This window comes from Kribbella sp. NPDC000426 (genome assembly GCF_040300265.1).
Taxonomy (GTDB): Bacteria; Actinomycetota; Actinomycetes; order Propionibacteriales; family Kribbellaceae; genus Kribbella.
Window position 1 is genome coordinate 233,068 of sequence record NZ_JBEPDK010000002.1, and the last position, 25,334, is coordinate 258,401.

26 protein-coding genes are annotated in these 25,334 nt (G+C 68.8%); 17 read left to right on the forward strand and 9 right to left on the reverse strand.

Annotated elements, in window-relative coordinates; all coding sequences use genetic code 11:
• The 6 genes from mreD (at position 1) to ABT313_RS08995 (ending at position 5,945) form a co-directional block, all read left to right on the forward strand.
• A complete protein-coding gene (gene mreD / locus ABT313_RS08970) occupies positions 1 to 531 on the forward strand; it encodes a rod shape-determining protein MreD (RefSeq protein ID WP_350850316.1) in 531 nt (176 codons plus the stop codon).
• Between the two features lie 49 nt (positions 532 to 580).
• Entirely contained in the window at positions 581 to 2,635 is a 2,055-nt protein-coding gene (gene mrdA, locus ABT313_RS08975) for a penicillin-binding protein 2 (RefSeq protein ID WP_350850318.1), read from the forward strand.
• A 10-nt stretch (positions 2,636 to 2,645) separates the two neighbouring features.
• A complete protein-coding gene (gene rodA, locus ABT313_RS08980; protein ID WP_350850320.1) occupies positions 2,646 to 3,812 on the forward strand; it encodes a rod shape-determining protein RodA in 1,167 nt (388 codons plus the stop codon).
• Positions 3,813 to 3,872: 60 nt separating this feature from the next.
• Complete coding sequence (locus tag ABT313_RS08985; protein ID WP_350850322.1) at positions 3,873 to 4,610, forward strand: hypothetical protein; 738 nt, start codon at positions 3,873 to 3,875, stop codon at positions 4,608 to 4,610.
• A 67-nt stretch (positions 4,611 to 4,677) separates the two neighbouring features.
• Positions 4,678 to 5,109, forward strand: coding sequence for a carboxymuconolactone decarboxylase family protein (locus ABT313_RS08990; protein WP_350850324.1), 432 nt, complete (start codon positions 4,678 to 4,680; stop codon positions 5,107 to 5,109).
• Complete coding sequence (locus ABT313_RS08995; protein ID WP_350850326.1) at positions 5,058 to 5,945, forward strand: sigma-70 family RNA polymerase sigma factor; 888 nt, start codon at positions 5,058 to 5,060, stop codon at positions 5,943 to 5,945. The genes ABT313_RS08990 and ABT313_RS08995 overlap by 52 nt, the downstream gene beginning before the upstream one ends.
• Here the strand turns inward: ABT313_RS08995 and ABT313_RS09000 are convergent.
• On the reverse strand, positions 5,930 to 6,490 hold the full coding sequence (locus ABT313_RS09000; RefSeq protein WP_350850328.1) for a YbhB/YbcL family Raf kinase inhibitor-like protein: 561 nt from the start codon (positions 6,488 to 6,490) through the stop codon (positions 5,930 to 5,932). The genes ABT313_RS08995 and ABT313_RS09000 overlap by 16 nt on opposite strands.
• Before the next feature lie 60 nt (positions 6,491 to 6,550).
• Between ABT313_RS09000 and ABT313_RS09005 the strand changes: the two genes are divergently transcribed.
• Positions 6,551 to 6,979, forward strand: a complete 429-nt coding sequence (locus ABT313_RS09005; RefSeq protein ID WP_350850330.1) for a MarR family winged helix-turn-helix transcriptional regulator — start codon at positions 6,551 to 6,553, stop codon at positions 6,977 to 6,979.
• Here the strand turns inward: ABT313_RS09005 and ABT313_RS09010 are convergent.
• The gene (locus ABT313_RS09010) at positions 6,939 to 7,454 is read right to left on the reverse strand and encodes an Lrp/AsnC family transcriptional regulator (protein ID WP_350850332.1); all 516 of its coding nucleotides are present in this window, start codon (positions 7,452 to 7,454) and stop codon (positions 6,939 to 6,941) included. The genes ABT313_RS09005 and ABT313_RS09010 overlap by 41 nt on opposite strands.
• A gap of 79 nt (positions 7,455 to 7,533) precedes the next feature.
• On the opposite strand from ABT313_RS09010, the gene ABT313_RS09015 reads away from it, so the two are divergent.
• The 4 genes from ABT313_RS09015 (at position 7,534) to ABT313_RS09030 (ending at position 11,506) form a co-directional block, all read left to right on the forward strand.
• The gene (locus tag ABT313_RS09015) at positions 7,534 to 7,944 is read left to right on the forward strand and encodes a DUF2000 domain-containing protein (protein ID WP_350850334.1); all 411 of its coding nucleotides are present in this window, start codon (positions 7,534 to 7,536) and stop codon (positions 7,942 to 7,944) included.
• A 25-nt stretch (positions 7,945 to 7,969) separates the two neighbouring features.
• Entirely contained in the window at positions 7,970 to 8,716 is a 747-nt protein-coding gene (gene pcaD / locus ABT313_RS09020; RefSeq protein ID WP_350850336.1) for a 3-oxoadipate enol-lactonase, read from the forward strand.
• 70 nt (positions 8,717 to 8,786) lie between these two features.
• On the forward strand, positions 8,787 to 10,718 hold the full coding sequence (locus tag ABT313_RS09025) for a TIGR03960 family B12-binding radical SAM protein (RefSeq protein WP_350850338.1): 1,932 nt from the start codon (positions 8,787 to 8,789) through the stop codon (positions 10,716 to 10,718).
• A gap of 167 nt (positions 10,719 to 10,885) precedes the next feature.
• A complete protein-coding gene (locus ABT313_RS09030) occupies positions 10,886 to 11,506 on the forward strand; it encodes a ComEA family DNA-binding protein (RefSeq protein WP_350850340.1) in 621 nt (206 codons plus the stop codon).
• A 28-nt stretch (positions 11,507 to 11,534) separates the two neighbouring features.
• Here ABT313_RS09030 and ABT313_RS09035 read toward each other — a convergent pair whose 3' ends face one another.
• From ABT313_RS09035 to ABT313_RS09050, 4 genes are read right to left on the reverse strand one after another with little or no spacing between them, the layout of a single operon-like run.
• Positions 11,535 to 12,857, reverse strand: a complete 1,323-nt coding sequence (locus tag ABT313_RS09035; RefSeq protein WP_350850342.1) for an HAD-IA family hydrolase — start codon at positions 12,855 to 12,857, stop codon at positions 11,535 to 11,537.
• Positions 12,858 to 12,862: 5 nt separating this feature from the next.
• The gene (locus ABT313_RS09040; RefSeq protein ID WP_350850344.1) at positions 12,863 to 14,191 is read right to left on the reverse strand and encodes a M28 family metallopeptidase; all 1,329 of its coding nucleotides are present in this window, start codon (positions 14,189 to 14,191) and stop codon (positions 12,863 to 12,865) included.
• Complete coding sequence (locus tag ABT313_RS09045; protein ID WP_350850346.1) at positions 14,188 to 14,469, reverse strand: hypothetical protein; 282 nt, start codon at positions 14,467 to 14,469, stop codon at positions 14,188 to 14,190. The genes ABT313_RS09040 and ABT313_RS09045 overlap by 4 nt, the downstream gene beginning before the upstream one ends.
• Before the next feature lie 5 nt (positions 14,470 to 14,474).
• Positions 14,475 to 16,784, reverse strand: a complete 2,310-nt coding sequence (locus ABT313_RS09050; RefSeq protein ID WP_350850348.1) for a DUF8189 domain-containing protein — start codon at positions 16,782 to 16,784, stop codon at positions 14,475 to 14,477.
• A 242-nt stretch (positions 16,785 to 17,026) separates the two neighbouring features.
• Between ABT313_RS09050 and ABT313_RS09055 the strand changes: the two genes are divergently transcribed.
• The 3 genes from ABT313_RS09055 to ABT313_RS09065 are packed head-to-tail and all read left to right on the forward strand — an operon-like array spanning position 17,027 to position 18,494.
• Complete coding sequence (locus tag ABT313_RS09055; protein WP_350850350.1) at positions 17,027 to 17,569, forward strand: hypothetical protein; 543 nt, start codon at positions 17,027 to 17,029, stop codon at positions 17,567 to 17,569.
• 17 nt (positions 17,570 to 17,586) lie between these two features.
• Entirely contained in the window at positions 17,587 to 18,192 is a 606-nt protein-coding gene (locus ABT313_RS09060; protein ID WP_350850352.1) for a DedA family protein, read from the forward strand.
• Positions 18,189 to 18,494: a hypothetical protein gene (locus ABT313_RS09065; protein WP_350850354.1), complete on the forward strand. Its 306-nt coding sequence runs from the start codon at positions 18,189 to 18,191 to the stop codon at positions 18,492 to 18,494. Before ABT313_RS09060 ends, ABT313_RS09065 begins: the two co-directional genes overlap by 4 nt.
• Here the strand turns inward: ABT313_RS09065 and ABT313_RS09070 are convergent.
• From ABT313_RS09070 to ABT313_RS09080, 3 genes are all read right to left on the reverse strand, one after another.
• Positions 18,491 to 19,336 carry a GNAT family N-acetyltransferase gene (locus tag ABT313_RS09070; protein ID WP_350850355.1) on the reverse strand — a complete coding sequence of 282 codons (846 nt, stop codon included), beginning with the start codon at positions 19,334 to 19,336 and terminating at the stop codon, positions 18,491 to 18,493. The two genes, ABT313_RS09065 and ABT313_RS09070, sit on opposite strands and share 4 nt — an antisense overlap.
• Positions 19,337 to 19,640: 304 nt before the next feature.
• Positions 19,641 to 20,519, reverse strand: a complete 879-nt coding sequence (locus ABT313_RS09075) for a prephenate dehydratase (protein WP_350850357.1) — start codon at positions 20,517 to 20,519, stop codon at positions 19,641 to 19,643.
• Between the two features lie 39 nt (positions 20,520 to 20,558).
• Complete coding sequence (locus ABT313_RS09080; protein ID WP_350850359.1) at positions 20,559 to 21,356, reverse strand: lysophospholipid acyltransferase family protein; 798 nt, start codon at positions 21,354 to 21,356, stop codon at positions 20,559 to 20,561.
• 147 nt (positions 21,357 to 21,503) lie between these two features.
• Between ABT313_RS09080 and ABT313_RS09085 the strand changes: the two genes are divergently transcribed.
• The 3 genes from ABT313_RS09085 (at position 21,504) to ABT313_RS09095 (ending at position 25,239) form a co-directional block, all read left to right on the forward strand.
• Entirely contained in the window at positions 21,504 to 23,744 is a 2,241-nt protein-coding gene (locus ABT313_RS09085; protein ID WP_350850360.1) for a M64 family metallopeptidase, read from the forward strand.
• Between the two features lie 101 nt (positions 23,745 to 23,845).
• On the forward strand, positions 23,846 to 24,346 hold the full coding sequence (locus tag ABT313_RS09090; RefSeq protein WP_350850362.1) for an anthrone oxygenase family protein: 501 nt from the start codon (positions 23,846 to 23,848) through the stop codon (positions 24,344 to 24,346).
• Positions 24,347 to 24,411: 65 nt separating this feature from the next.
• Entirely contained in the window at positions 24,412 to 25,239 is an 828-nt protein-coding gene (locus ABT313_RS09095) for a TIGR03936 family radical SAM-associated protein (protein WP_350850364.1), read from the forward strand.
• Positions 25,240 to 25,334: the final 95 nt, after the last annotated feature.

The following is a 25,334-nucleotide window of genomic DNA, read 5'->3' on the forward strand; positions in this document are numbered from 1 at the left end:
GTGATCGCGCTACGCATCGGCCTGGCTGCCCTCTTCCTGATGGTGGCCGTGACCGTGCAGACATCCGTGCTGACCAACATCGCCGTCGCCGGCGTGACGTGCGACCTCACGCTGATCGTGGTGATCGCGCTCGCGCTGTCCCGCGGGCCGGAGTGGGGTGCGATCGCCGGCTTCGTCGGCGGCCTGCTGCTCGACGTCGTGCCGCCGGCCGACCACACCGCCGGCCGTTGGGCGCTGTCACTCGCGATCGCGGGGTATGTCGCCGGACTGATCCGCCGCGAGACCTCGAGCGGGCCGGTCGGTCCGCTCGGCGTGGCGCTGACGGTCGCGCTCGGGACGGCGGTGTCGTTCTTCATCTACAGCGCGACCGGCTCGCTGCTGCACGACCCGTCCGTCGACTGGGGCGAGTTCGGCGTCCGCCTCGGCATCGCCGCCGGGTACGACGTGGTCGGCGCGATCGTGGTGATCCCGCTGGTCATGTGGATCATGGGCCGCGTCCAACCCGCCCGCGAGCGCCGAGTCGCGCCATGAGCCCCCGTCACACCCCGGCCGAAGGCCGGCACGTAGTTAGGCCGCCGGCATGAGCTGGGACGGCTTCGAGGCGCCGCTGAAGGCCCGGTTGCGGTTGTCCGTGATCGGGGTGCTCGTCTTCTCCTTGCTGTGCACGCTTTTCGGCCGTCTCTGGTACATGCAGGTGATGTCGAGCGCCGACTACAGCCAGGCGGCGACGCAGCAACACATCCGCCAGGTCCTGGTTCCGGCCCCGCGCGGCACGATCGTCGACTCCCAGGGCCGGACGCTGGTCGGCAACCGGGTCTCACTGATGATCACCGTCGACAGGTCGGTGCTCGCCAAGCTCCCCGACAGCCAGCAGAACGTCGTCCTCACCCGCCTGGCGAAGGTGCTCGGCCAGAAGCCTGCGGACCTGAAGGCCCGCACGATGCTGTGCGGCGAGCCCGGCGCGTCCAAACCACCCGCCTGCTGGAACGGCACGCCGTACCAGCCGATCCCGGTGGCGAAGGACGTCAGCGAGCAGGTCGCGATCGACGTGATGGAGCGCCGCGAGGACTTCCCCGGGATCGCCGCCGACTCACAGACCCTCCGCGCGTACCCCGAGCCGTTCAAGGTGAACGCGGCACACATCCTCGGGTACCTGTCGCCGATCACGACCAATGAGCTCGAGGACATGGACAAGGCCGGGCAGGACTCGGTCCCGCACCGGTCCGACCTGGTCGGTCGCGCCGGCATCGAGCGCTCGTACGACAAGCTGTTGCGCGGCACGCCCGGCGAGAAGGACGTGATCGTCGACGCCGTCGGGTACACCACCGGCATCCAGAAGCAGACCGCGCCGGTCCCGGGTGCGACGCTGGTCGCCACGATCGACTCGCGGATCCAGGCCTCCGTCGAGACCCAGCTGAAGAACGCGATCATGACCGCGCGCAAACAGACCGACCCGGTCACCCACAAGAAGTACGTCGCCGACTCCGGCGCCGCGGTGGTGATGGACACCAAGACCGGCCGGGTCGTGGCGATGGCCAGCTACCCGACGTACGACCCGGGTGTCTGGGTCGGCGGCATCAGCCAGCGCGAGCTCGACGCGCTGTACTCGACCAAGTCCGGCACGCCGCTGGTCTCCCGCGCGCTCCAGGCCCAGCTGGCGCCGGGGTCGACGTTCAAGCCGATCACCACCTCGGCCGCCATGGGCGCCGGGTACAGCCCGAAGACGCGGCTCGACTGCTCGTCGTACTTCGAGGTCGGCAACCGCCGCTTCAAGAACTACGAGTCCGCGTCGTACGGGATGATCGGCTTCGACCAGGCGCTGGCGCTGTCCTGCGACACCTTCTTCTACCGGATCGCGTACGCGCTCTGGCTGAAGGAGGGCGGCAACTCCAGCGACATCAGCACCTACGACCCGCTGGTCGAGATGGCGAAGAAGTTCGGCCTCGGCAAGCCGACCGGGATCGACCTGCCCGGCGAGGCGAGCGGCCGGATCGCGGACCGCCAGTGGAAGAAGACGTACTACGACTCGATGAAGGACTACTACTGCAAGCTGTCGGCCAACCCGCCGTCCGGCACGTCGGCCTTCCTCAAGCAGTTCGCCCGTGAGTTCTGCGTCGACGGGTACAAGTACCGTGCCGGTGACGCGGTGAACTTCGCTATCGGTCAGGGCGACACCACCGTCACCCCGCTGCAGCTGGCAACGGTGTACTCCGCCCTCTCGAACGGCGGCACCCTCTTCGAGCCGCGCGTCGTCCAGTCGTGGGTCGGCGCGAACGGCAAACCGCACGAGATCAAGCCGGTGGTGAAGGCGAAGCTCCCGGTTGCGAGGAACACGCTGAAGTACATCGACACCGCGCTGAAGCAGACCACAGTCAGCGGTACGGCGGCGTGGAAGTTCCAGGGCTTCCCGCTCGACAAGATCCCGGTCCGTGCCAAGACCGGTACGGCCGAGGTCTACGGCAAGCAGACGACGTCCTGGCTGGCGTCGTACACCGATCAATATGCCGTGGTGATGATGATCAGCCAGGCCGGTACCGGTTCGGGCGCCGGCGGCGACGCGGTCCGCAAGATCTACGAGACGCTGTACAACATCAAGCCGGCGCCGCCGCCCGGGCAAGAGAAGCCGAAGCAGTGAGGGCGCGCAGATGGCAACCCTGACTCCGATCCGGATGCGATCGCGGATGGACCGGCGGTCGACCGTGTGGCAGGTGGACTGGGTCCTCGTGCTGGGCGTCGTCGCGCTGTCGTTCCTCGGCGCGATGCTGATCTGGTCCGCGACCCACAACCGGACCTCGCTGACCGACGGCAACCAGTACGCGTTCCTGGTCCGGCACGCGCTGAACTTCGCGATCGGCCTGGTCCTCGCGATCGGCGCCGCCGTCACCGACCATCGCCGGGTCCGCATCCTCGCCCCGGTCCTGTACGCCGCCTCGATCGTCGGACTGATCCTGGTCCTGGTGCCCGGCGTCGGCTCGACGATCAACGGGTCGCGGTCGTGGATCCAGCTACCGTTCATGTCGATCCAGCCGAGCGAGTTCGCCAAACTCGCGGTGATCGTCGGGATGGCGCTGCTGATCGCGGAGAAGAGCGAGACCGACCGCAACGAGAACGCCCGGACCGTCGACGTTGCGCAGGCCGTCGCGGTCGCCGCGCTGCCGGTGATCCTGGTGATGCTGCAGCCCGACCTCGGCACGGTGATGGTGCTCGGGTCGATCGTGTTCGGGATCATCGCGGTGTCCGGCGTACCGAAACGGTGGATGCTCGGGCTGCTGACCGCGGGCGTGCTGGTCGCGACGATCGCGATCAAGCTGCACATCCTGAAGCAGTACCAGATCTCCCGCTTCATCGCGTTCGCGCACCCGTCGTCGGATCCGCAAGGCATCGGGTACAACGTGAACCAGGCCCGGATCGCGATCGGGAACGGCGGCGTCTTCGGGCAAGGTCTGTTCCACGGCGGCCAGACGCAGAACGCGTTCGTCCCCGAGCAACACACCGACTTCGTCTTCACGGTCGCGGGGGAGGAGCTCGGGCTGATCGGCGCCGGCGCGATCATCGTGCTGTTCGCGGTGATCCTGTTCCGCGGGCTGCGGATCGCGATCAACGCGCGGGACGCGTTCGGCCGGCTGGTCGCGACCGGCATCGTCTGCTGGTTCGCGTTCCAGGCGTTCGAGAACATCGGCATGACGCTGGGCATCATGCCGGTCACCGGCCTCCCGCTGCCGTTCGTGTCGTACGGCGGTTCCTCGATGTTCGCCTGCCTGCTCGCCGTCGGCCTGCTGCAGAACATCCACCTCCGCTCGCACAGGTACTGACGGGCAGAGCTGACACGTCAGATACGCTGCTGGCCGCCGCCTAGAGTTCGGATTGTCGCCATGACCAGGTACGTGTCGTTCCCGCTCGCGCTCGCCACCGCCCTCACGCTGTCCCTCACCGCCTGTGGCGGGGACGACGACAAGAAGGACGCCGGTACGCCGCTCACGTCCGTCCCGAGCTCGACGCCCAGCGCGCCGTCGCCGACCGCGGTGTCGACCGTGCCGGTGACGCGGACGGCCGACGAGCTGACCAAGGCGCTGCTCGAGCTCAACGACCTGCCGAGCGGGTTCTCCCAGGAGAAGGACGAGGCCGACGACGGCTCGAAGCCGTTCTCGTCGTCGAGCAGCCGCTGCAAGACTCTGGTCAAATACCTGAACGCCACCAAGGCTCCCGGGTCGAAGGCGAGCGTGACCCGCACCTTCACCGGTGGCCAGGAGGGCCCGTACATCGACTACGGCCTCGACTCGATGGGTACCGCCGCCGAGGTCGACGACCTGCGCGACTCGTACGCGAAGGCCGTCGACTCCTGCACCAAGGTGACGCTCAAGACCGAGGGTTCCGGCAACACCTCGATGAAGGTCGAGAAGATCACCGCCCCGGCGTACGGCACGAAGCCGTTCGCGTTCCGCCTGACCGGCACCAGCGGGCCGAAGCGCGGCCTCGAGTACACCGCGGCCGTCACCGGCGTTGACGACGTGATCCTGTCCGTCGGCGTGCTCGCCGGCCAGGGCGGCGAGCTGGAGCCGGCGACCGAGGCAGCCGTCACGAAAGCGCGACAGGTCCTCAAGCCTGCGTGACCTGAGTCACGCCGGCAACTGTCACGCCAGAGCCGCGTGCCGCCGTCGTGTTGGCATGGAAGAACGGATGAACTTCAGCAAGGTCTCGCCGGCCGGCTTCCGGGCCGTGTACGGCGTCGAGAACTATGTGCAGGGCGTTCTGGACCACACGTTGCTGCACCTGATCAAGGTCAGGGCGTCGATGCTCAACGGCTGCGCGTTCTGCCTCGACATGCACACGAAGGACGCGTCGAAGGACGGCGAGAGCAGCCAGCGCCTGTTCGGGCTGGCGGCCTGGCGCGACTCCTCGTTCTACGACGAACGTGAGCGTGCCGCGCTGGCCCTGACCGATGCGGTCACGCGGCTCGAGCCCCACGGCGTACCGGATGAGGTGTGGGATGCGGTGGTCCAGCACTTCGGCGAGGAGGGGGCTGCGAACGTGCTCCTCGCGATTGGCACCATCAACCTGTGGACCCGTCTGAACGTCGCGACCCGGAGGCAGCCGGAACTGGCCGGTTGATCCTGCAGGAGTTCGAGTCTGCGCGCGGCATGCTCGCCGGCCTCGCGTACCGGCTGCTGGGTAGCTGGCACGACGCCGAGGACGTGCTGCAGGACGCGTACGTCCGCTGGTCCGCCGCCGACCGCACCGATGTGGCCGAGCCGCGTCGCTACCTGACCCGGGTGGTGACGCGGTTGTCCATCGACGTCCTCCGCACCAGACAGGCGCGCCGCGAGAGCTACACCGGCGAGTGGCTCCCGGAGCCGGTCTCCGCGGACGCACTGGAACTCGACGATCTGTCGATGGCGCTCCTGCATCTGATGGAGCGGCTGACTCCACCGCAGCGCGCCGTCTATGTACTGCGCACCGCCTTCACCCTCCCGTACGACGAGATCGCGCAGATCCTCGACCGTACGCCGGACGACTGCCGCCAGCTCCACCATCGGGCCGCCCAGGCACTCGACCAGGACCGCGCCCGGTTCGAGCCGTCCACCGAGGAGCAGCGCCAGCTCCTGCTCGACTTCGTCGCGGCTGCTCGCGACGGCGACCTCGGCCGCCTCGAAGCGATGCTGAAGGACTCCGTCACCTCATGGACCGATGGCGGCGGCGTCCGCCGGGCAGCCCGCAAGCCGGTGGTCGGACGCACCAAGGTGGCCCAGTTCTTCACCCACATCTACGGCCGCCCCATCCTGACCGTCGAACCCCTCGCCCTGGCCACCGGTCCAGCGCTGGAAGTCCACCTCAACGGCACACGCCACGTCCTGACCCTGGACGTCGCCGCCGGCCAGATCGCAGGCATCCGCGTGGTCGCCAGCCCGGCCAAGTTGTCCGTGCTGGGCGATCAGCGGCGTTCGTAGAAGCCGTCCAGGCGAGCCCTGGCGAGGACCGGCCCGGCCGCAGCGACCACGGCTCGCGGTTTCGCCGACGCCAGATCCGAGCCGGACATGGGCGTCGCGAGCGCGAAGAGCTCGAAGACATAGCGGTGGGGCCCGTGCCCCTTGATCGGCCCCGGACCTCGGTACCCCCGGCCGATCGTCGACCGAAGCAGCTGGACCCCTTCGGCCGGAGTCGTCGCGTCCAAGGCGCCTTGCCGAAGCCCGGTCAGGCCCGCGTCGAGCAGCGCCGCGCAGTGGACAGCGGGCTTGGACATCGGGACGTCCGGGTCCTCAACCATCAGCAGGTACTGCGCCGTCCCGGCCGGCACGCCACCCCAGGCCAACGCCGGTGACAGGTCCTCGCCGCCGTACCACTTCCCGACGTGAACCCTCGGCATCGTCGCCTCGTGCGCAAAGTCCGGGCTACCCAGCTCCAGGGTCTGCGGCCCGGCCAGATTCGCTGCGTTCCACGCCAGCGCGCCCTCACTCGCCCGCCGGTTCCTCAACAACTTCCCGAGCACGGCCATCTGAATCCTTCCGGTAGATCCGCAGGCAAACTGCGCAGCTTGACTGTATATTATCTTGTCATGGGAGCACCTGACGCCGCGAGGATCGCCGACGAGTTGCAGGACGTCGTCGGCGCGTTGGTGCGCCGCCGGCGGGCGCTGTCCACGTCGGACGACGTGACTCTGTCGCAGATCTCGATCCTGAAGCGACTCGATCGGGAAGGTCCGCACACGGTCGCCGACCTGGCCCGGCTGGACAAGATCACTCACCAGTCGGTCACCGTCTCGGCGGCCCGGCTGGTCGACCGAGGGCTGGTACGCCGCGAGCCGGACGCCGCCGACGGACGCCGCAAACTTCTCGTCATCACCGCCGCCGGTCAGAGCCTCCTGGCCGTACGTCGCGATGCCGGCCACGAACTCCTGACCGAGGCGATCACCGCACGGTTCAGCCCGGCCGAGCGGAGGAGGATCAGCGCGACCCTGACCCTCCTCCGCCGCCTGATCGACTGACCCCGTCTCCGCCCCCGGATCCGTTGGTCAGCGGCATGATCGTCGTACGGCGGTGGTGTTCGAAGACGACCGAGCTGCGGATGTCGGCGATTTCCTGGCGTTTGGCCAGGGCGAGGACCAGGTCGCGGAGGGCCTGGGTGTCCTTGACGGCGACGTGGGCGAGGAAGTCGGAGGCGCCGGAGACCATGAACATGTCCAGGGTCTGCGGGAGTTGCATCACGTAGTCCTGGAACGCGGTAGCAACGGCCATGGCCTGCGGGCGGAGCTTGATCGAGATGATCGCCTGGGTGGACCGGTCGATCGCCTGCAGATCAACCTCGGCGCGGTAGCCGCGGATCACCCCGCGGTCGCGCAGCCCGCGGATCCGCTCCAGGCAGGTCGACGGCGCGATGCTGAGTTCGGCGGCCATGTCCCGGTTGGTTCGCCGGGCGTCGTTCTGCAGCATCCGCAGCAGCGCCGTATCAAGTTCGTCCATGACAGGAAGTTTCGCAGATCCGCCGAACGATGTTCGGACCAACGGGTGCGGTCCCGCGCACAAGGCTACGTTTTCCCTCGTGCTGACGAACAAGATGGTCCTGGTCATCGCCGCCGATACACCGATCGGCGTGGCCCTTAACACCGCTGCGTTGCTCGGCGTAGGCCTCGGCCACCACCACGACGACGTGGTCGGCCCTGACACCGTCGACGCCTCAGGCGAAGTCCACACCGGCATGTGCGCCTACCCGATCCCGGTACTGCGAGGCTCGGCCGAGCAGCTGCACGACCTCCGCAGCCAGGCCGCGGCCCGGGCGGACGTCACCGTCCACGACATGCACGAGGCCGCCCAGCGAGCTCGCACGTACGACCAGATGTCCGAGACCCTCGCCGGCACCAAACCCGAAGACATCACCTACCTGGGTCTGGCCCTCTACGGCCCGCGCGCAGCCGTCGACTCGCTCACCGGAGCTCTGGGGCTCTACCGCTAACGCGCCGACTTCGTAGGGTGGCTCCATGCGACTCAACTACGTGGAGACCGGTCCGGCTGACGCGCCCGTGGTGCTGCTCGGCTCGTCGCTGGGCGCCAACCAGGCGATGTGGGCGCCGCAGGTGGACCTGCTCGCCAAGCGGTTCCGGGTGATCGCGTTCGATCATCGCGGTCACGGCGAGTCCGAGGTCCCCGAAGGCCCCTACACGATCGACGACCTCGGCGGCGACGTCGTGGAGTTGCTCGACTCGCTCGAGGTCGACCAGGCGTCGTACGTCGGGATCTCGCTCGGCGGCTCCGTCGGTCTGTGGCTGGCCGAGCACGCGCCCGAGCGGATCCACCGCCTGGTCGCGATCTGCCCGCCGTCCAACACCGCGGCCAACCCCCAGATGTGGACCGATCGGGCCGCCCAGGTCCGCGCCGAGGGCACCCAGTCGATCGCCGACGCCACCCTCGGCCGCTGGTTCCTCCCCGACTTCAAGGAGGACCTCGACTCCGTCCGCCAGATGCTCCTTGACTGCCCCGACGAGGGTTACGCCGCCTGCTGCGAGGCGGTCAGCGCCCTGAACCTGCTCCCCGGCCTCGACGACATCACCGCCCCGGTCCTCCTCATCACCACCGACTCGGACCAGTCCGTCCCCCCGGAAACCGTCGTACCCCTCGCCTCAGCGATCCCCGGCGCCCACCTCGAAATCATCGAACAGGCCGCCCACCTCGTCACCTACTCCCACCCAGACGTCATCAACCCCCTACTCCTCGCACACCTCGCCTGAGCGCGATTCCGGCGTACGGAGGCCTCGGCGTTAGGCTGGTAGGCGCTCTGATGCCTGACTGGAAGTGGCTATGACTGTCGAATCGCTGTTCCCGCGCCTGGAGGCGTTGCTGCCGAGTGTGCAGAAGCCGATCCAGTACGTCGGAGGTGAGCTGAACTCGGTCAGCAAGGAGTGGGACGCGGTCAGCGTGCGGTGGGCGCTGATGTACCCGGACGCGTACGAGGTTGGCCTGCCCAACCAGGGCGTGCAGATCCTGTACGAAGTGCTGAACGAGCGTGACCACATCCTGGCCGAGCGGACGTACTCCGTCTGGCCGGACATGGAGCAGATCATGCGGGACAACGCGATCCCGCAGTTCACGCTGGACTCGCACCGTCCGGTCCGGGCCTTCGACGTCTTCGGGCTGTCGTTCTCCACCGAGCTCGGGTACACGAACATGCTGACCGCGCTCGACCTCGCGGGCATCCCGTTGCACGCGGTCGACCGGACCGACGAGGACCCGATCGTGCTCGCCGGCGGGCACGCCGCGTTCAACCCGGAGCCGATCGCGGACTTCATCGACGCCGCGGTGCTGGGCGACGGCGAGGAGATCGTGCTCGCGATCTCCGAGGTGATCCGGGAGTGGAAGGACGAGGGCCGCCCGGGCGGCCGGGACGAGGTGCTGCTGCGGCTGGCGAAGTCCGGCGGCGTCTACATCCCGAAGTTCTTCACCGTCGAGTACCTCGCCGACGGCCGGATCCAGCGGGTCACCCCGAACCGCCAGGGCGTCCCGTTCCGGACGGCGAAGCACACGGTGATGGACCTCGACGCCTGGCCGTACCCGAAGAAGCCGCTGGTCCCGCTGGCCGAGACCGTGCACGAACGCTTCTCCGTGGAGATCTTCCGCGGCTGTACGCGCGGCTGCCGGTTCTGCCAGGCGGGCATGATCACCCGCCCGGTGCGTGAGCGAAGCATCACCACGATCGGCGACATGGTCGACAACGGGCTGAAGCAGACCGGGTTCGAAGAGGTCGGCCTGCTGAGCCTGTCGAGTGCCGACCACAGCGAGATCGCGGACGTCGCGAAGGGTCTCGGCGACCGGTACGAGGGCAGCAACGTGTCGCTGTCGTTGCCTTCGACAAGGGTCGACGCGTTCAACATCACCCTGGCCAACGAGTTCTCCCGCAACGGCCGGCGCAGCGGTCTGACGTTCGCGCCCGAGGGCGGGTCGGACCGGATGCGCAAGGTGATCAACAAGATGGTCACCGAGGAGGACCTGATCCGCACGGTCGCGGCGGCGTACAGCCACGGCTGGCGGCAGGTGAAGCTGTACTTCATGGTCGGCCTGCCGACCGAGACCGACGAGGACGTGCTGGCGATCGCCGCCCTGGCGAAGCGGGTGATCGAGACCGGCCGCGAGGTGTCCGGCCGGCGCGACATCCGGTGCACGGTGTCGATCGGCGGGTTCGTGCCGAAGCCGCACACGCCGTTCCAGTGGGCGTCCCAGCTCGGCGCCGAGGAGACCGATGCGCGGCTGTCGAAGCTGGCCGCGGCGATCCGGTCCGAGAAGGGCTACGCCAAGGCGATCGGCTTCCGGTACCACGACGGCAAGCCCGGCATCATCGAAGGCCTGCTGTCCCGCGGCGACCGCCGCGTCGGCCGCGTGATCGAGGCGGTCTGGCGCGACGGCGGCCGGTTCGACGGCTGGAGCGAGCACTTCTCGTACGACCGCTGGGTCGCCGCGACCGAGCAGGCGCTGGCCGGCGAACCGGTCGACCTCGCCTGGTACACGACGCGGGAGCGCGAGTACGCCGAAGTCCTGCCCTGGGACCACCTGGACTCGGGCCTGGACCGGGACTGGCTGTGGGAGGACTGGCAGGACTCGCTCGAGGAAGACGGCGCCATCGAGGTCGAAGACTGCCGCTGGACCCCCTGCTTCGACTGCGGCGTCTGCCCCCAGATGGGCACCGAGATCCAGATCGGCCCAACCGGCAAAAAGCTGCTCCCACTCTCCGTGGTATGACCGCTCACCCGGCACGCTGGCGGACCGTCGCAACTCTGGGGGCGCGGGACGTATCTGAATAAGTGTCGGAGGGGGAGATCATGAACGACACGACCGGCCGTGAGCCACCGCGTGATTTCGGGGCGGGATCGCGGTCGAGGGATTCCGAGCGGCGGCCCGCTCGACGGATGGACACGCGGACGCAGGTGGTCAGCTGGCTCTGGGCGATCTCGCCGTTGGTCACTCTGGGTCTTGCTACCCCAGTGACGTTCCTGTGGGCTGCACAGCGGGTCCGGTCCCGGCACTACGTGGTGGCCACGATCGTGTACACGGCGCTGGTCGTGGTGGGCTTCATCGTGCCGGACGAGGATGTGACGACCATTCTGTGGTGCACCGCCTGGCTGGCGGGTACGGCGCACGCACTCGCGTTTCGCTCCGCGGTCTTCGCGCCGGCAACGCAGGAAACTGCCATGGAGGAGGCTGCGGACGCCGCCCGCGATCGTCGTGCGTTGCGGGCCCAGGCTCGCCGGCTCGCGGCCGACGATCCGGGACTGGCACGGGAGCTCGGCATCGGGCGTCCTGACGTGCAGCGCAACTTCGACGACGGTGGGTTGATCGACGTCAACAGCGTTCCGGCCGAGGTACTCCAGCGGCTGCCCGGCATGACCGCGGAGCTGGCCCAACGCGTCGTCCAGGTGCGCGAGTCCCGCGGCCCGTACACGTCGGTCGACGAGCTGAGCGTGTTCGCCGAGCTCCCACCGGATCTCGCCGACCGACTCGGCCCGTACTTCCTGTTCCTCGGCGCGTGACCTGCCCACCGAGTCGGCCGTCACCAGATCACGCGATGCCTGTCGAGGCTTTCAAGGTTGCTGACAGGAGCAGGTCGGTGAGCGAGAGGTGGGCGGCGCTGCCTAGGACGAGGTCGGCTGTTGCGACTGCGTCGGTTGTTACGAACGGGTTGGGTACGGCGACGGCGTACATGCCGGCCGCCTGGGCCGCCTCGACCCCGTGGGCGGTGTCCTCGACGGCGATCGCGGCCGAGCCGGGGAGGGCTAGACGCTGGAGCGCCAGCTGGTAGATCGCCGGATCGGGCTTGTGGGTCGGGACCTCGTCGCCGGTGACTACCTCGTCGAACAGGTCGGCCGCGCCGACCCGGTCGAGGTGACCCTGCACCCAGCTCCCCGGTGAGCTGCTCGCGATCGCGACCTGGAGCCCGAGTTCGCGGGCCGACGAGATCCAGTCCCGGATCCCGGGCCGGAAGTCCAGTGAAGCGTGCAGCCGCTCCCGATGAGCGAGCCTTCGCGCATGACTCTCGGCCCGGTCGTACCCGGCCCCGACGGCCGCCGCGAGTACGGCGTACCGGTCCTCGCTGACGTCTCCGCCGTGTCCGGGCCAGAAGCCGTCGAGGTCGAGCTCGAGACCGTGGTACGCCCACTCGGTCTGCCAGCTCTCGACCATCGTCGTCTCGGTGTCCATCAGCAGACCGTCGAAGTCGAACACGATCGCCTGCACGTCCGTCGGCACCAGCCGCGTCGCGAGCCGGTGGATCTGGGTCTCGCTCAGCCCGAGCCAGACGAGGTACCCGCGGACACCGCCGAAGCGCTCGTCGAGGTACGAGAGCGATCCGAGGATCGTCTCCGGACGGGTCCGGGAGAACTCCGGGCCGTCCTGCTTGCCCAGATTGACCTCGCTGACCGCGTAGTCCGCCGCGATCTCGGACCGGGGTACGCCGACGAGGTCGAGGAGCACCGCAACCGTGAGCCCGGTCCGGTCCTTACCGGCCTTGCAATGTACGACGACCGGCCGGTCCGCCGGCGCCTCGGCGATCGCGGCGAAGATCCGCGCGATGTGGGCCGCGTTACGGGTCAGGCTGTTGCGGTAGACATCGGCCAGCCGCGGCTCGGCGGCCGGATCACGAGTCGCCTCGGCCGCCGGGTCGATCCACGGGATCCGCTGGTATACCAAATCTCCGGCCAGCGGATGTGGTTGCCTCAACTCCCCATCGGACCGCAGATCCAGCACCAGCCCGGCGCCCACCTGCTCGAACGCAGGCAGGCCGGCGGGTTCGATGCACTCACTGCGGAGCAGAGCCCGCACCCGCGTCGGTACGCCGTACCGAGTCGGAAGTCCGCCAACGTCACGCGCATTCGGGCTCCACATGCATGTCAGCCTAGAACAACACCTCCTAGCGACTCGAAGTCCTGCCAGGCGCCGTCGAAGGCCTTGTGGTGTAAGGCGGAATCCGTGCCGACCGCGAACGCGTCGATGCGGCCCGGTCCCCAGGAGACCACTGAGCCTGCTGGTTGCGGACGGCGGTGGACGGCGGCCGGTTCGAGCCAGCCGGCCAGGGCGGCGATGTTCATCCGGAGGATCTCCGTGGCCAGCGACCAGTCGATGAAGTTCAACGTGTCGTTGGCGGAGTGGATGTGCCCGTTCGCACTGTCCGCGCCTTCGATCGTCAGCACCGCTGGTATACCAGCGTTGATGAACGGGACATGGTCGCTGGCGAACGGGTTCAGCGAGGTCTCGACCTTCAACCCCGTGTACGTCGCCGCCGCGGTCGACAGGTCGGCCATCTGCCCCGACGACACCGGCGCCCCCTCCAGCAGCACGCCGGGTGTCGCGGTGTTCTTGGTCCCGATCATGTCCATGTTGAGTACGGCGCGGACGCGGGCCCGCTCGGCCGGCGGCAGCGCCGCGACGTACTGCTTGCTGCCGAACAGCCCCTCTTCCTCACCGCCGAAGAGGATCAGCCGGACGTCGTGCTGCCAACTGCGCGTCGACAGGAGCCGACCGAGCTCGAGTACGCCGGCCGAGCCGCTGCCGTTGTCGTCGGCACCCGGAGCCGCCGCGGCCGGCCCGCCCGCGATGTTGATCGAGTCGAGGTGCGCGGTGACGATCACCAGCTGACGGCTGCTGCCGACACCGGCGCGATCACCGATCAGATCGGCCGAGTGTCCGGCGCCGACGGTGATCGGCATCCGCGCCACTTGGTAGCCGAGGGCAACCATCCGGTCGGACGCGAAGTCCATCGCCTGCGTGAACGTCGTACTCAGCGAGTGCCTGGTCGGCAGGTTCGCCAGCCAGGTCAGGTCGTTCTGGTACGACGTCGTGGACACGTCGCCGACCAGGTCCGCGACGACCGGGTCGACCCGCGCCGCGGCGGCCGCCGGAGTATCGACGACCGTCGTGTTCGGGCGGAGCGTCTCGATCCGCCAGTGGTGGTTGGATCGCCGACGGGGTCTGTCGGCCGACGAGATGACCAGATGCCGGCCATGATCGAGCAGCGGTGTGACATCGGGGTAGTCGTCCTGGAAACTCCGGCCCACCTGCGTGACGAGCAGCAGACCGGGAGCGGTCCGGGAGGCCCGGCCGAGGCGTTGGTCGGCCGGGACCCAGAGGAGGGTCTTGTCCCCGAACCGCGCCGACCGCGCGGCGGCGCCACCAGCGGCGTCCGCGGTCGCGACGACGAGGTATCGCAACGGTTCATTCATTGGTCCTGCCAAGCGATCTCGAGCCGATCGGGCGCCGCGGACACGATCCGCCCGGTCCCGTCCGGCAGTTGCAGGCGGCCGGTGGTGTCCCAGCGGCCTGGCGGACCGGGGGTGGGGGCGTCGCCGCGGCCGATCTGCAGCGGCACGAACGTCCCGTCCGGGCGGAACTCCACCCCCCGCCGGCCACGGGCCGGCGGGAAGGCGAAGTCGTCGTGGCGGTAGACGCTGATCCCGTCGTGGTCCTCCTCGAAGGAATGCGTCCAGCGTCCGGTCGGCATGGTGGTCAGATCTGCACCGCCTGTCCGATCGAGGCGGGGGAGTCGGGGACGGTCAGCCTGAAGTCGCTGATCACGCCGCCGAGCCCTTCGTAGCCGGTGACCGACGGTCCCCAGCTCGAGCCGTCCCACCACTTGTGGTAGAGCTGCTTGTCGGTGCCGGTGACGAACACGTCCAGCCGGTTGGTGTCCCACGAGACCACGCGCGGCTCGTCGGTGCAAATCCCGCCCATGTACTCGTAGCCCGTGACGCTCGGTCCCCAGGAGGATCCGTCCCACCACTTGTGGTACAGAGCGGAGTCGGTTCCGAGCAGGAAGACGTCGAGGCGGTCGGAGCCCCACGAGACCACGGTCGGCGCCGTCGTACACACGCCGCCCATGTACTCGTACCCGCTCCACGACGACCCGTCCCACCACTTGTGGTACAGCGCGGAGTCGGTGCCGATGACGAACAGGTCCAGCCGGTTCTCACCCCAGGCCACCACACGCGGCGGTGAGGCGCAGACGCCGCCGAGGTACTCGTACCCGTTCCAGGACGAGCCGTCCCACCACTTGTGGTAGACCGCGTTGTCGGTCCCGAGCACGAACACGTCCAGCCGATCGGGGCCCCAGGCAACTACTTCTGGCGGGCTCATACAGACCCCGCCGAGGTACTCGTACCCGTTCCAGGACGAGCCGTCCCACCACTTGTGGTAGAGCGCCCGGTCGGTGCCGAGGACGAAGGCGTCCAGCCGGTCGGGACCCCAGGTCGCGAGCCGCGGCGGACTCATGCAGACGCCGCCGAGGTACTCGTACCCGGTGACGGACGGTCCCCAGTTCGAGCCGTCCCACCACTTGTGGTACAGCGCGTGGTCGGTGCCGAGGACGAACGCGTCCAGCCGGTTCGGGCCCCAGGACGCGACTTCAGGAGCGCTCATACAGATACCACCCATGTACTCGTAACCGCCGACGGACGGTCCCCAGGCCGATCCGTTCCACCACTTGTGATACATCGCCAGGTCGGTGCCGAGCACGAACGCGTCCAGCCGGTTCGCGCCCCACGACACGATCGAGCCGGCCGGTTCCGGCGTACCGGCGGTGCCGAAGACCGGCAGGTCCTTGCGGACCGTGTCCAGCGTCGCCTGCATCCGCGCCACCTGGTCGGTGGTGAACATGACCATGCCGCGGTCGTCGGTGTAGTCCATGTAGTCGTAGAACAGGTCGCCGTTCGGCCCGTTGCTGCAGGTGACATGTGGGAACGTCGGTACGCCGAAGTTCGGGCCGGCCGCGTTCGGGGTGTCGGCGCACTCGTCGGTACCGCTGCAACCGCTGCCGTCGTCGCCCCAGATGTGGAACAGGTTCAGGTAGTGCCCGACCTCGTGCGTCGTCGTCCGGCCGAGGTCGAACGGCGCCGCCGCCGTACCGTTGGTGCCGAACCCGCTGTGCAGGATGACCACACCGTCGGTGTTCGCCGGACCGCCCGGGAACTGCGCGTACCCGAGCAGGCCGCCGCCGAGCTGGCAGACCCAGATGTTCAGGTAGTTCGCGGGGTCCCACGGGTCGATGCCGCCGGTCGCCGACGACTTCACCTTGTCGTCGGTGCCGAAGCTCGCCGTACTGGTCTGGGTCCGGGTGACACCGGTCGTCGGGTTCCCGTTCGGGTCCTCGGTCGCCAGGAGGAACTCGATCCGGGTGTCCGCGATCAGGCCGCTGAACACACTCGGGACGATGCTGGTGTCCGGGTTGGTGGCGCGGTAGTCGCGGTTCAGGACGTCGATCTGGCTGTCGATCTGCGCCTGCGAGATGTTCTGCGCGTTGGTGTTCCAGACGACGTGGACGACACAGGGGATGCGGGCGATCCCGGTGAAACGTTCCTGGCGGGAGACGTAGTCCATCGTCGCGGTCTCCAGCGCCGACCGCGCCGCGGCGTACGCCGGGCTGGTCGACAGGAGCCTGCGGTGGACGTCCATCACACCGCACTGTCTGCGGTTCGGGAGCTCAGTCCGCCCGTCCGCGCCGCTCATACCGGCACCACTGGCCTGCCCGCCGCCCGTCATCCCCGCGCCGGCAGGTGATCCGCCGGCATTCATCTCCGCCGCGGGAGTTCCGCCGGGACCCATGTCGGCAGCCGGTGATCCGCCGCCGCCCATGTCTGCCGCCGGCGATCCGCCGCCGCTCATCGTCGTACTGCTCGTGGCCGGTGCCCCAGACATCGGCATGCCGTCCGCCGCGGGCTGTCCGTTCGCGGCATGCCCGTTCGGCTCGGTCGCCGGGGCCTCACCCGGCATCCGGTGGTCGTCCCGGTGCTTGTCCGCTCGCCCGTTGGCCTTTCTCGGCATCTCTCCCCCTTCCGGCGGGGGCGCACGGGCAGGTCGACGTACAGGCGTCGAACCGAGAAGATTCACCCCCAGCGCACCCCTCGACCGAAGACGGTCCCTACCGCCTTCCCCCACCGAACAGTCGGCCCCCAAGTCACTGTTCTGCGATTCACCTTGCTCCGTTCACCGCGTGCACACAACCCTTCGTGGCAAGACTTTCGGATCTGTCCGGCCTCGATTTGTCTACAGTGCAGGATTGACCCATGCAGCGTGAGAAATCGGTCCCGTTCGAGGTGCGTGCGCATCGTGGGTTGATCTCGGTCCGCGTGGTGCCGAACGACGATCCGTGGGCCTCGGGGCACCAACTCGTCGTGCCCGGTCTGAACGCCGAGGCGTTCCGCGGCTTCCCGATCTGCACGGCGTCGATCCGGTACCACGGGCACGGGATCAACGCGATCATGGGCTGGATCCAGATCGTCTCGCGCGACTCCGAGGTGTCGGTCGATCTCGCGCCGAACCTCGACGCGACCGATCCGTTCTACGCGTACGGCTACCTGCCGACGTTCTTCGACGCGCCCGCGAACCCCGATCATCCCGACGGGACCTGGCGCGCCGACACGTTCCTGGTCGTCGTACCCGACGTGATCCGCTCGCGGCACGTCGTACCGATCGCTGCCTTCACCTGGGGCTACGAATTACGCTCCGGCCGGCCGACGCTGCTCGACGTCGCCGCCCTACCGCCGACGAACTGGGCCGGCCACCGCGAGATACTCACCACGAACCATCCAACCTGGACCTTCGACTAGAGGACGCGGTTGCCGGCATGAAAGGGCTGACGGACTGGCTGCTCGGCCTGCACGGCGTGGTCGTGTACGGGATGGTCGGGTTGCTCGTGTTCGCCGAGGACGCGTTGTTCGTCGGGTTCGTGCTGCCTGGGGAAACGGCGGGGATTCTCGGCGGTGTGACCGCTGCGCTCGGGCATACCTCGTTGGCGCTGATGCTGGTGGTGGTGATCGGGGCCGCGATTCTCGGGGACACGGTGGGGTACGAGGTCGGGCGGTACTTCGGTCCACGGCTGCTGGCGAGTCGTTTTCTGACCCGGAGCACGGACCGGCTCGAGTCGGCGCGGCGGATGCTGGCCGAGCGTGGCGGTACGGCGGTGTTCCTCGGGCGGTTCGTCGCGTTCTTCCGGGCCACGATGCCGGCGCTGGCCGGCATGTCGGGGATGCGGTACCTGAAGTTCCTCGCGTTCAACGCGGCCGGTGGGATCGTGTGGGGGACCGCGGTGGTGCTGGTCGGGTACTTGGCCGGCAACTCGTACGCCCGCGTCGAGAAGACGTTCGGCCGCGTCGCCGCGCTGGCCGTGGCGGGTGTCGTCGTGATCGCGATCGTCGTGTGGCGGGTCCGTCGCCACCGGGTGTCGCGATGAGCCGGCAGGTCGTCGCCTGGCTGACGCTGACGCTTGCCGCCGTCGCCGTCCTGCTCGCCTGGGTGCTGCCCGACATGATCGTGCACCGCGGCCAGATCTATGCCATCGGCACCGAGGTCGTGGTCTGCACCGGGGGACACCCGAACACCGGTCGCGCCCAGGTCCTCCACCACCTCGCCGACTGCGCAGGCGACAACACCGAAGTACGCCGCGAACTCCGCGACGAACTGTCCGCGATAGTCCTCGCCGCCCTGGCAATCGGCGGAATCTGGCACCTGACCCACCGCCCGGAGCAGCGTTAGAGCTTGCGCTCCCAGATTGTGCGTTGCGCGACCGGGCGGAAGCCGAGTTTGGCGTTGACCGCGATCATCGGGGCGTTCTCCGGCGCGTTCCAGGTGTGCAGTACGGCGGGACCGGACTGGACCGCTCGCAGGTTCGGGGCCTTCACGGCGATACCGAGCCCGTGGCCGCGGTGCGTACGGCGTACGTAGGTGTCGTACTGGTTGAGGCGCTCCGGGGTCTCCGGCGTACCGCCCATCTGCGTGTACGCCGCGAGCTCGCCGGACGCGGTGTGCACGGCCGCCGTGGTGAACGTGAATCGTCCCTGAGCCACCCGCCGGGCCTCGGCGTCGCGCACGAGCTCCGCCGTCCACCGCACCGGCTCGTCCGTCCGGTCGCCGGTCGGCACGTCCGCACTCATCCCGCTCAGCAACTCGACGAACTGCTCGAGCCACTCGTCGGGCACATACTCACGCCACTGCACCAGCTCGTACCCGGCGACCGGCCGCTCCAACGCCGCCACGTCGATCGGCAGCTCCGCCACCTGATGCAACTCCGCATGCTTCTTCTCGAACCCTCGTGCCCGGGCGAACGCCGTCCCCGCACTCTCACCCGTCACCGGATCCCCGGCCACGTTGGTCCCCGAGACAATCCGCCGCCCCTCGGCCCGCACCCGCTCGACAGCGGCATCCAGCAACCTGGTCGCAACCCCACGCCGCCGGTACTCCGGCGCCACCGCCAGCTCCACGTCCACCGTGTCGGTGTTCCCCACCAGCCACCAGTCCAGCCAAGCCACCCCCAGCCAGGCATCCCCGTCGACCACCCCGAGCCCCTCGGCCCGTACGTCGGCATGCGTCCCCGCCATCAGAACCCGAGCCTCCTCCACCCCCCAACCCGACGGGAAACTCCAGCTCCTCCCGGCGAACCGCGAACTTCACGTCATAGAACCGCCGAAAAGTCTCGACATCCCGCCCATCAACCCCCACGATCTCCATCCGCGCACCCTAACCGCCCCCGGTGCCCACGAGATGGGTTCACCCATCCCGTGGTGGGTTCCCGGCCCGGAGTCACGGTGGGGAACCCACCACAGGGTGGGTGAACCCATCTCGTGCGGACGAGGGCGAGGCCGGGCGCCGGGGCCGGGGCATCCCCGCGGGAGGGGGTGACGGCTAGTGGTGTGGGCGGAGGGCGCGGTTGGCTGCCGGTTCGGCGATCTGGGTGCGGAAGGGGTGGGACGGGTAGACGCCGAGAATGCGTACCTCGACCGAGAAGAAGGCCAGTTCCTCCAGCGCCAGCGCGACGTTGGGCTCCTCGGGGTGGCCTTCGATGTCGGCGTAGAACTGGGTGGCGAAGAACATGCCGCCGAGTTGGTACGACTCCAGCTTGGTCATGTTGACGCTGTTCGTGGCGAAGCCGCCCAGGGCCTTGTAGAGCGCGGCCGACACGTTGCGGACGCGGTACACGAAGCTGGTGATGACCGGACCCGAGCCGACCGGCGGCACCTCGGGCTCGCGGGAGAGGACCAGGAAGCGGGTCGTGTTGTGGTGCTCGTCCTCGACGTCCGACGCCAGCGTCTCCAGGTCGTACAGCTCGGCGGCCGCTCTTGGCGACAGCGAGGCAACGCTCGGATCACCCAGCTCCGCGACCTCACGCGCCGCGCCCGCGGTGTCGTCGGCGACAACGGTCGACCAACCGTGCTCGCGGATGATCTTGCGGCACTGCCCGAGCGCGTGCACGTGACTGCGAACGGTCCGGATCTGGTCCAGCGTCGTACCGGGCGTGCCGAGCAGCTGGAAGTGGATCGGCAGGAAGTACTCGCCGACGATGTGCAGCCCGGACTCCGGCAGCAGGTGGTGGATGTCCGCGACCCGGCCGGCGATCGAGTTGTCCACCGGGATCATCGCCAGCCCGGCGCGCCCGCTGCTGACGGCCTCGAGCGCGTCCTCGAACGTCGTACACGGCAGCTGCTCGCGGTCCGGAAACATCTCGGTGCACGCCATCGCCGAATTCGCGCCTGGCTCACCCTGATAAGCGATCGGTCCGTCCACGATCTACCAGCCTAGACCCACCGCATCTCACCCACCGGATCAGGTGTCCGTCTTGCGGACCTTCTCCGGCGCTCCGGTGACCGCGCGGCCCTCCAGGGCCTTGGCCTTGGTGGCGTACATGTCGATGTACTCCTGGCCCGACAGCTCCATGATCTTGTACATGATCTCGTCGGTCACGGCGCGCAGGATGAGCCGGTCGCTCTCCATCCCTTCGTACCGCGAGAAGTCCAGCGGCTCGCCGAACTTCACCGTCGGCGACGCGAACGACGCGACGACCTTCCCCGGCGGAGCCACCACGTCGGTCCCGATCACGCCGCACGGGATCACCGGCACCTTGGCCTCCAGCGCGAGCCGGGCCACGCCGGTCCGCCCCTTGTACAGCCGGCCGTCGTGCGAGCGCGTGCCCTCGGGGTAGATCCCGAACAGCTCGCCGCGCTCGAGGACCTTCATCCCGGCCCGCATCGCGCCCTCGGACGCCGACCCGCCGGAGCGGTCGATCGGCACCTGGCCGGTGCCCTTGAAGAACCCGCGCTGGAACCGGCCCTTGATGCCGGCCCCGGTGAAGTAGTCGGACTTCGCGACGAACGTGACCCGGCGCCGCAGTGACAGCGGCATGAAGATCCAGTCGGAGTACGAGAGGTGGTTGCTGGCGATGATCGCCGCGCCCTGCTCCGGGATGTTCTCGGCGCCGACCACGTTCGGCCGGAAGATGCGCTTCACCGGCGGACCGACCAGGACGTTCTTCAGCACCCAGTAGATGCCCTTGCCGTCGCCGTCGCCGGCCTCCACGACCGCAGGGTCCGGCTCCCGCCGCGGCGACTGTGCCGGTTCCGTCATCGAAATCCTTTCCTCACGTTCCCCGACCACTCATGATGCCGCACCGCGACCCGAATGGCCCGTACGTCGCCACGCGGGAACTCCTCACATCCGGCGCCGGACGTTCGTAAGCTGCTGACGACACCGTCGCCCAGGTGGGGGAGAACCATGCGTACGAAGCTCCTGACCGCGGTACTCGCGCTGCTCGCCGGCGTACTGGTCTCCCTCCCGGCCGTAGCGGCCGCCCCGGTGGCGACCGTCGTACCGATACAGGTGACCGGCCCGGCGGCGTCGCGGTTCAACCTGGTGGTGATGGGCGACGGCTACACCGCGGCCGAGCTGCCCAAGTTCCGCGAGCAGCTCGACAAGCACCTGAACATCCTGTGGAGCATCGAGCCGTTCAAGTCGTACCGGAACTACGTCAACGTGTACGCCGTCGAGATCGCCTCCCCGGAATCCGGCGTCGACTGCGACCCCGGCCTGACCTCGCCGCAGCGCGACACCCCGCTGCAGATGGGGTTCTGGGGCGGCTGCAACCCGGGCAGCGTCCAGCGTCTGCTGACCGTCAGCTCGGCCGCGGCAACGCAGTACGCCGATCTGGTCCCGGGCACCACCGCTTCCAACCGGCAGATCCTTGCTATCGGCAACAGTGACACGTACGGCGGTGCGGGCGGGACGTACGCGACCGCGTCCGGCGGCAACGCGCTCTCGGCCCTGATCACGCCGCACGAGCTCGGCCATTCGCTCGGCGGGCTGCAGGACGAGTACGACTACTACGCCCGCGGCGAGCGCGGTGCGCCGTTCGTCGGTCCCGAGCCGTCCTCGATCCACCACACGTTGCTGACCGAGCAGCAGATGCTCGACCAGCACGCGAAGTGGTACCGCTGGCTGGGGGAGCCGTCGGAATCCGGCGGCACGATCGGCCGCTACGAGGGCGGGATGTACGCCGGGTCAGGCGTCTGGCGGCCGAGTGCGCACTCGATGATGAAGGCGCTCGGGTACTACTTCGACCAGGTGTCGCGCGAGCGGATGACCCAACGGCTCTCGGCCAAGGCGAACCTGTTCCAAGACAGCACGCCGGCCGGTCCGGTCGCCGCAGACCGGGTCGTCTGGCTGCAAACGCTGCATCCGGTCGATCACGAGCTGACGGTCTCCTGGACTGTCGACGGTACGACGCTGCCGACCGCGAACGCCCGCTCTGTCGACCTCTCCACGCTGCAGCTGACCGCCGGCAAGCACACCCTGACCGCGACGATCGTCGACCCGACCACCTTCATCCGCGACCCCGCCGTACGTCCGACCGCTACTCGCTCGTGGACCGTCGACACGACCCTGACCGCACCTCCCTCGACCGGTTCGCCGACCTTCACCGGCTCCACCTCCACCGAGCACCCGGTCAGCGCCGACGAGGTTGTGTACGCCGAGGTCTCGCAGCCCGACGCCCCGATCACATGGAAGGTCGACGGGCAGGCGGTCGCGAACCCGGGCAACGACCGCGACTTCGCGCTCGCACCCCTCAAGCTCACCGGTCGGCACACGCTGACCGCTCAGGTCGGCGCCGACCAACGAACCTGGACCGTCGACGGCGTCGAAGCCGTCGTGACCCCGACCCTGTCGAAACCGCTGCTCACCGTGCAGAAGCCGACCGGTCCTGAATACGTATACAACGACGCATTCACGATGGGGCTCAAGGCAACGGACGACAGCCCGGGGTACGTCGTACCGGAGTTCCGCGTCGACGGTGACGGTTGGTACAACTACTACGGCTGGCCGACGGATGCGTCGCTGCCGTTCAAGTTCACGGCCGAGGGCACCGAGATCGACCAGCTCGTGTACGGCAAGCTCGGCGTATCGCGGGTCGTGCCGTGGGACGACGTACCGCCGGGATACGGGCGCCACCAGGTCGAGTACCGCGCGATCGATGCCACCGGCAACATCGCTCGCCCGCGGCGGTTCGCGGTCACGCTGCTGCATCCTGCGCCGGCCTGCACCACGACGATCACGGGCACGTACAGCGGACCGCTGTACCTCCGCTCCGGCGTCACCTGTCTGACCAACGCAACCGTCAACGGCCCGGTCCTGGTCACGGCCGGTGCCTCGCTGGTCTCGACGGATTCACGCATCAACGGTCCCGTTCGCGCCGACCAGGCCGCGGACCTGCAGTTGCTGCGATCCACCGTCGCGGGCCCGGTCACCGCCGATCGCGTCACCGCGAGCGTGGTAATCGTCGGAAGCACGGTCCAAGGACCGGTCTCCGTCACCAACGGGTCGACCGCACAACCTCCGGCCCTGGCCGGAAACACCGTCAACGGCCCGCTGGTCTGCTCCGGCAACATGCCGGCACCGACCGATCTCGAGGCGCCGAACAAGGTGTCGGGCCCGCGATCCGGGCAGTGCGCGAAGCTCTGAGTTACCCAGACATGGAGGTGAGTTTCGCCGACATGTCCCCGGCGGCGCGGTTCTCATAACTTTCTGAGTGCGGGGAGTTCCCGCCGTACAGAAGGAGTGAGATGAACGGACTGCGGGTGGCGTCCCTGATGGCGGCCACGATGACAACTGGTCTGGTGGCCGGAATCTATGCGATCTACGCGAACGCGTTCATGCCCGGTCTGGCCAAGACCGACGACAAGACCTTCGTCGGGGCGTTCACCGCAGTGGATCGGGCGATCGTGAACCCGCTCTTCCTCGGGCTGGGTTTCCTGGGCGCGGCTCTGTTCACGGTGCTCGCCGGACTGCTCAGCCTGAAGGAGAAGGCGCTGCCGTGGATCGCGGTCGCGTTCGTGCTGTACCTGGTCACGATCATCGTCACGATGGCGGTGAACGTCCCCCTGAACGACGCCCTGAAGGCCGCCGGGGACCCGGCAACCATCGACGTCGCAGCCGCCCGCGCCGCCTTCAACGAGTCGAAGTGGGTCGCCTTCAACCTGCTCCGCACGATCCTCGCCCTACTCTCCTTCGGCCTCCTCGGCTGGGCCCTCTACCTCACCGGCAAGTCCGCCACCCAGCCCTGAGCCGGTGGGTGCAGGTCGCACGGGGCGTGGACGCCGCGGGGTGATGGAACTGAGAGACTGTCCGCGTGCCACCAGTTCAAGCTCCGCCCTCGCAGCAGCTCCCCGCGGTCCAGAAGCTCCGGGTGAGGTTCGCCAAGCGGGGACGGCTGCGATTCACCTCACACCGCGACTTCCAGCGGGCCTTCGAGCGCGCCGTCCGGCGGGCCGGCCTGCCGGTAGCCTTCTCGCACGGCTTCAGCCCGCACCCGAAGATCTCGTACGCCGGTGCCGCGCCGACCGGCGCTGCGTCCGAAGCGGAGTACCTGGAGATATCGCTCACACACGAACGGGACGCCGACGAGGTCCGGGCCGCGCTCGACGAGGCGCTGCCGCCGGGTCTCGACGTACTCGAGGTGGTGGTCGCGGGGCCGGGTTCGCTGGCCGAGCGACTCGAGGCCAGTGAGTGGCGGATCGCGTTACCGGGGGTGGATGCCGAGGCGGCCGGAGCCGCGGTGGAGGCCTTCCTGGCGCGGGAGGAAATTCTGGTCGAGCGCATGACCAAACGGGGGGTTCGCTCGTTCGACTGTCGGGCTGCCGTTCTCCGACTCACCGTCGCGAGTGAACCGGGGTCGGTTGAGACGTGTGCGATACTGCAAGTGGTGTTACGGCACGGAACCCCGGCCGTGAGACCCGACGACGTTCTCGCCGGCGCGCTCGAGGTAGCGACGCTCCCGGTGACGGGCCCGGCTCTTTTGACCAGGCTCGCCCAGGGCCCGCTCACCACGGACACCGGCACGGTGGACGATCCGCTCGCTCGTGACCGCGACGCCAACCAGGCGACCGCGACCGGCCAGGCAGATCCCCACCAGACGCACACAGCGGAGGGCGACGCCGCCGCTCCCTCTGTGCCCTGAGCGCGGGCGGAGCGGATCCAGCAGGCTTCCGCCACGCGGCGGCCCCGGGAGGATTTCCGGGCCGTGCGCGGCGAACCGTGACCGCCTTGTGGCCG

Coding starts and splice junctions, on each gene's coding strand:
- mrdA (WP_350850318.1), top strand. CDS start 581: ATGAGCTGGGACGGCTTCGAGGCGCCGCTGAAGGCCCGGTTGCGGTTG.
- rodA (WP_350850320.1), top strand. CDS start 2,646: ATGGCAACCCTGACTCCGATCCGGATGCGATCGCGGATGGACCGGCGG.
- ABT313_RS08985 (WP_350850322.1), top strand. CDS start 3,873: ATGACCAGGTACGTGTCGTTCCCGCTCGCGCTCGCCACCGCCCTCACG.
- ABT313_RS08990 (WP_350850324.1), top strand. CDS start 4,678: ATGAACTTCAGCAAGGTCTCGCCGGCCGGCTTCCGGGCCGTGTACGGC.
- ABT313_RS09000 (WP_350850328.1), bottom strand. CDS start 6,490: ATGGCCGTGCTCGGGAAGTTGTTGAGGAACCGGCGGGCGAGTGAGGGC.
- ABT313_RS09005 (WP_350850330.1), top strand. CDS start 6,551: ATGGGAGCACCTGACGCCGCGAGGATCGCCGACGAGTTGCAGGACGTC.
- ABT313_RS09010 (WP_350850332.1), bottom strand. CDS start 7,454: ATGGACGAACTTGATACGGCGCTGCTGCGGATGCTGCAGAACGACGCC.
- pcaD (WP_350850336.1), top strand. CDS start 7,970: ATGCGACTCAACTACGTGGAGACCGGTCCGGCTGACGCGCCCGTGGTG.
- ABT313_RS09025 (WP_350850338.1), top strand. CDS start 8,787: ATGACTGTCGAATCGCTGTTCCCGCGCCTGGAGGCGTTGCTGCCGAGT.
- ABT313_RS09030 (WP_350850340.1), top strand. CDS start 10,886: ATGGACACGCGGACGCAGGTGGTCAGCTGGCTCTGGGCGATCTCGCCG.
- ABT313_RS09035 (WP_350850342.1), bottom strand. CDS start 12,857: ATGTGGAGCCCGAATGCGCGTGACGTTGGCGGACTTCCGACTCGGTAC.
- ABT313_RS09040 (WP_350850344.1), bottom strand. CDS start 14,191: ATGAATGAACCGTTGCGATACCTCGTCGTCGCGACCGCGGACGCCGCT.
- ABT313_RS09045 (WP_350850346.1), bottom strand. CDS start 14,469: ATGCCGACCGGACGCTGGACGCATTCCTTCGAGGAGGACCACGACGGG.
- ABT313_RS09050 (WP_350850348.1), bottom strand. CDS start 16,784: ATGCCGAGAAAGGCCAACGGGCGAGCGGACAAGCACCGGGACGACCAC.
- ABT313_RS09055 (WP_350850350.1), top strand. CDS start 17,027: ATGCAGCGTGAGAAATCGGTCCCGTTCGAGGTGCGTGCGCATCGTGGG.
- ABT313_RS09060 (WP_350850352.1), top strand. CDS start 17,587: ATGAAAGGGCTGACGGACTGGCTGCTCGGCCTGCACGGCGTGGTCGTG.
- ABT313_RS09065 (WP_350850354.1), top strand. CDS start 18,189: ATGAGCCGGCAGGTCGTCGCCTGGCTGACGCTGACGCTTGCCGCCGTC.
- ABT313_RS09070 (WP_350850355.1), bottom strand. CDS start 19,336: ATGGCGGGGACGCATGCCGACGTACGGGCCGAGGGGCTCGGGGTGGTC.
- ABT313_RS09080 (WP_350850359.1), bottom strand. CDS start 21,356: ATGACGGAACCGGCACAGTCGCCGCGGCGGGAGCCGGACCCTGCGGTC.
- ABT313_RS09085 (WP_350850360.1), top strand. CDS start 21,504: ATGCGTACGAAGCTCCTGACCGCGGTACTCGCGCTGCTCGCCGGCGTA.
- ABT313_RS09090 (WP_350850362.1), top strand. CDS start 23,846: ATGAACGGACTGCGGGTGGCGTCCCTGATGGCGGCCACGATGACAACT.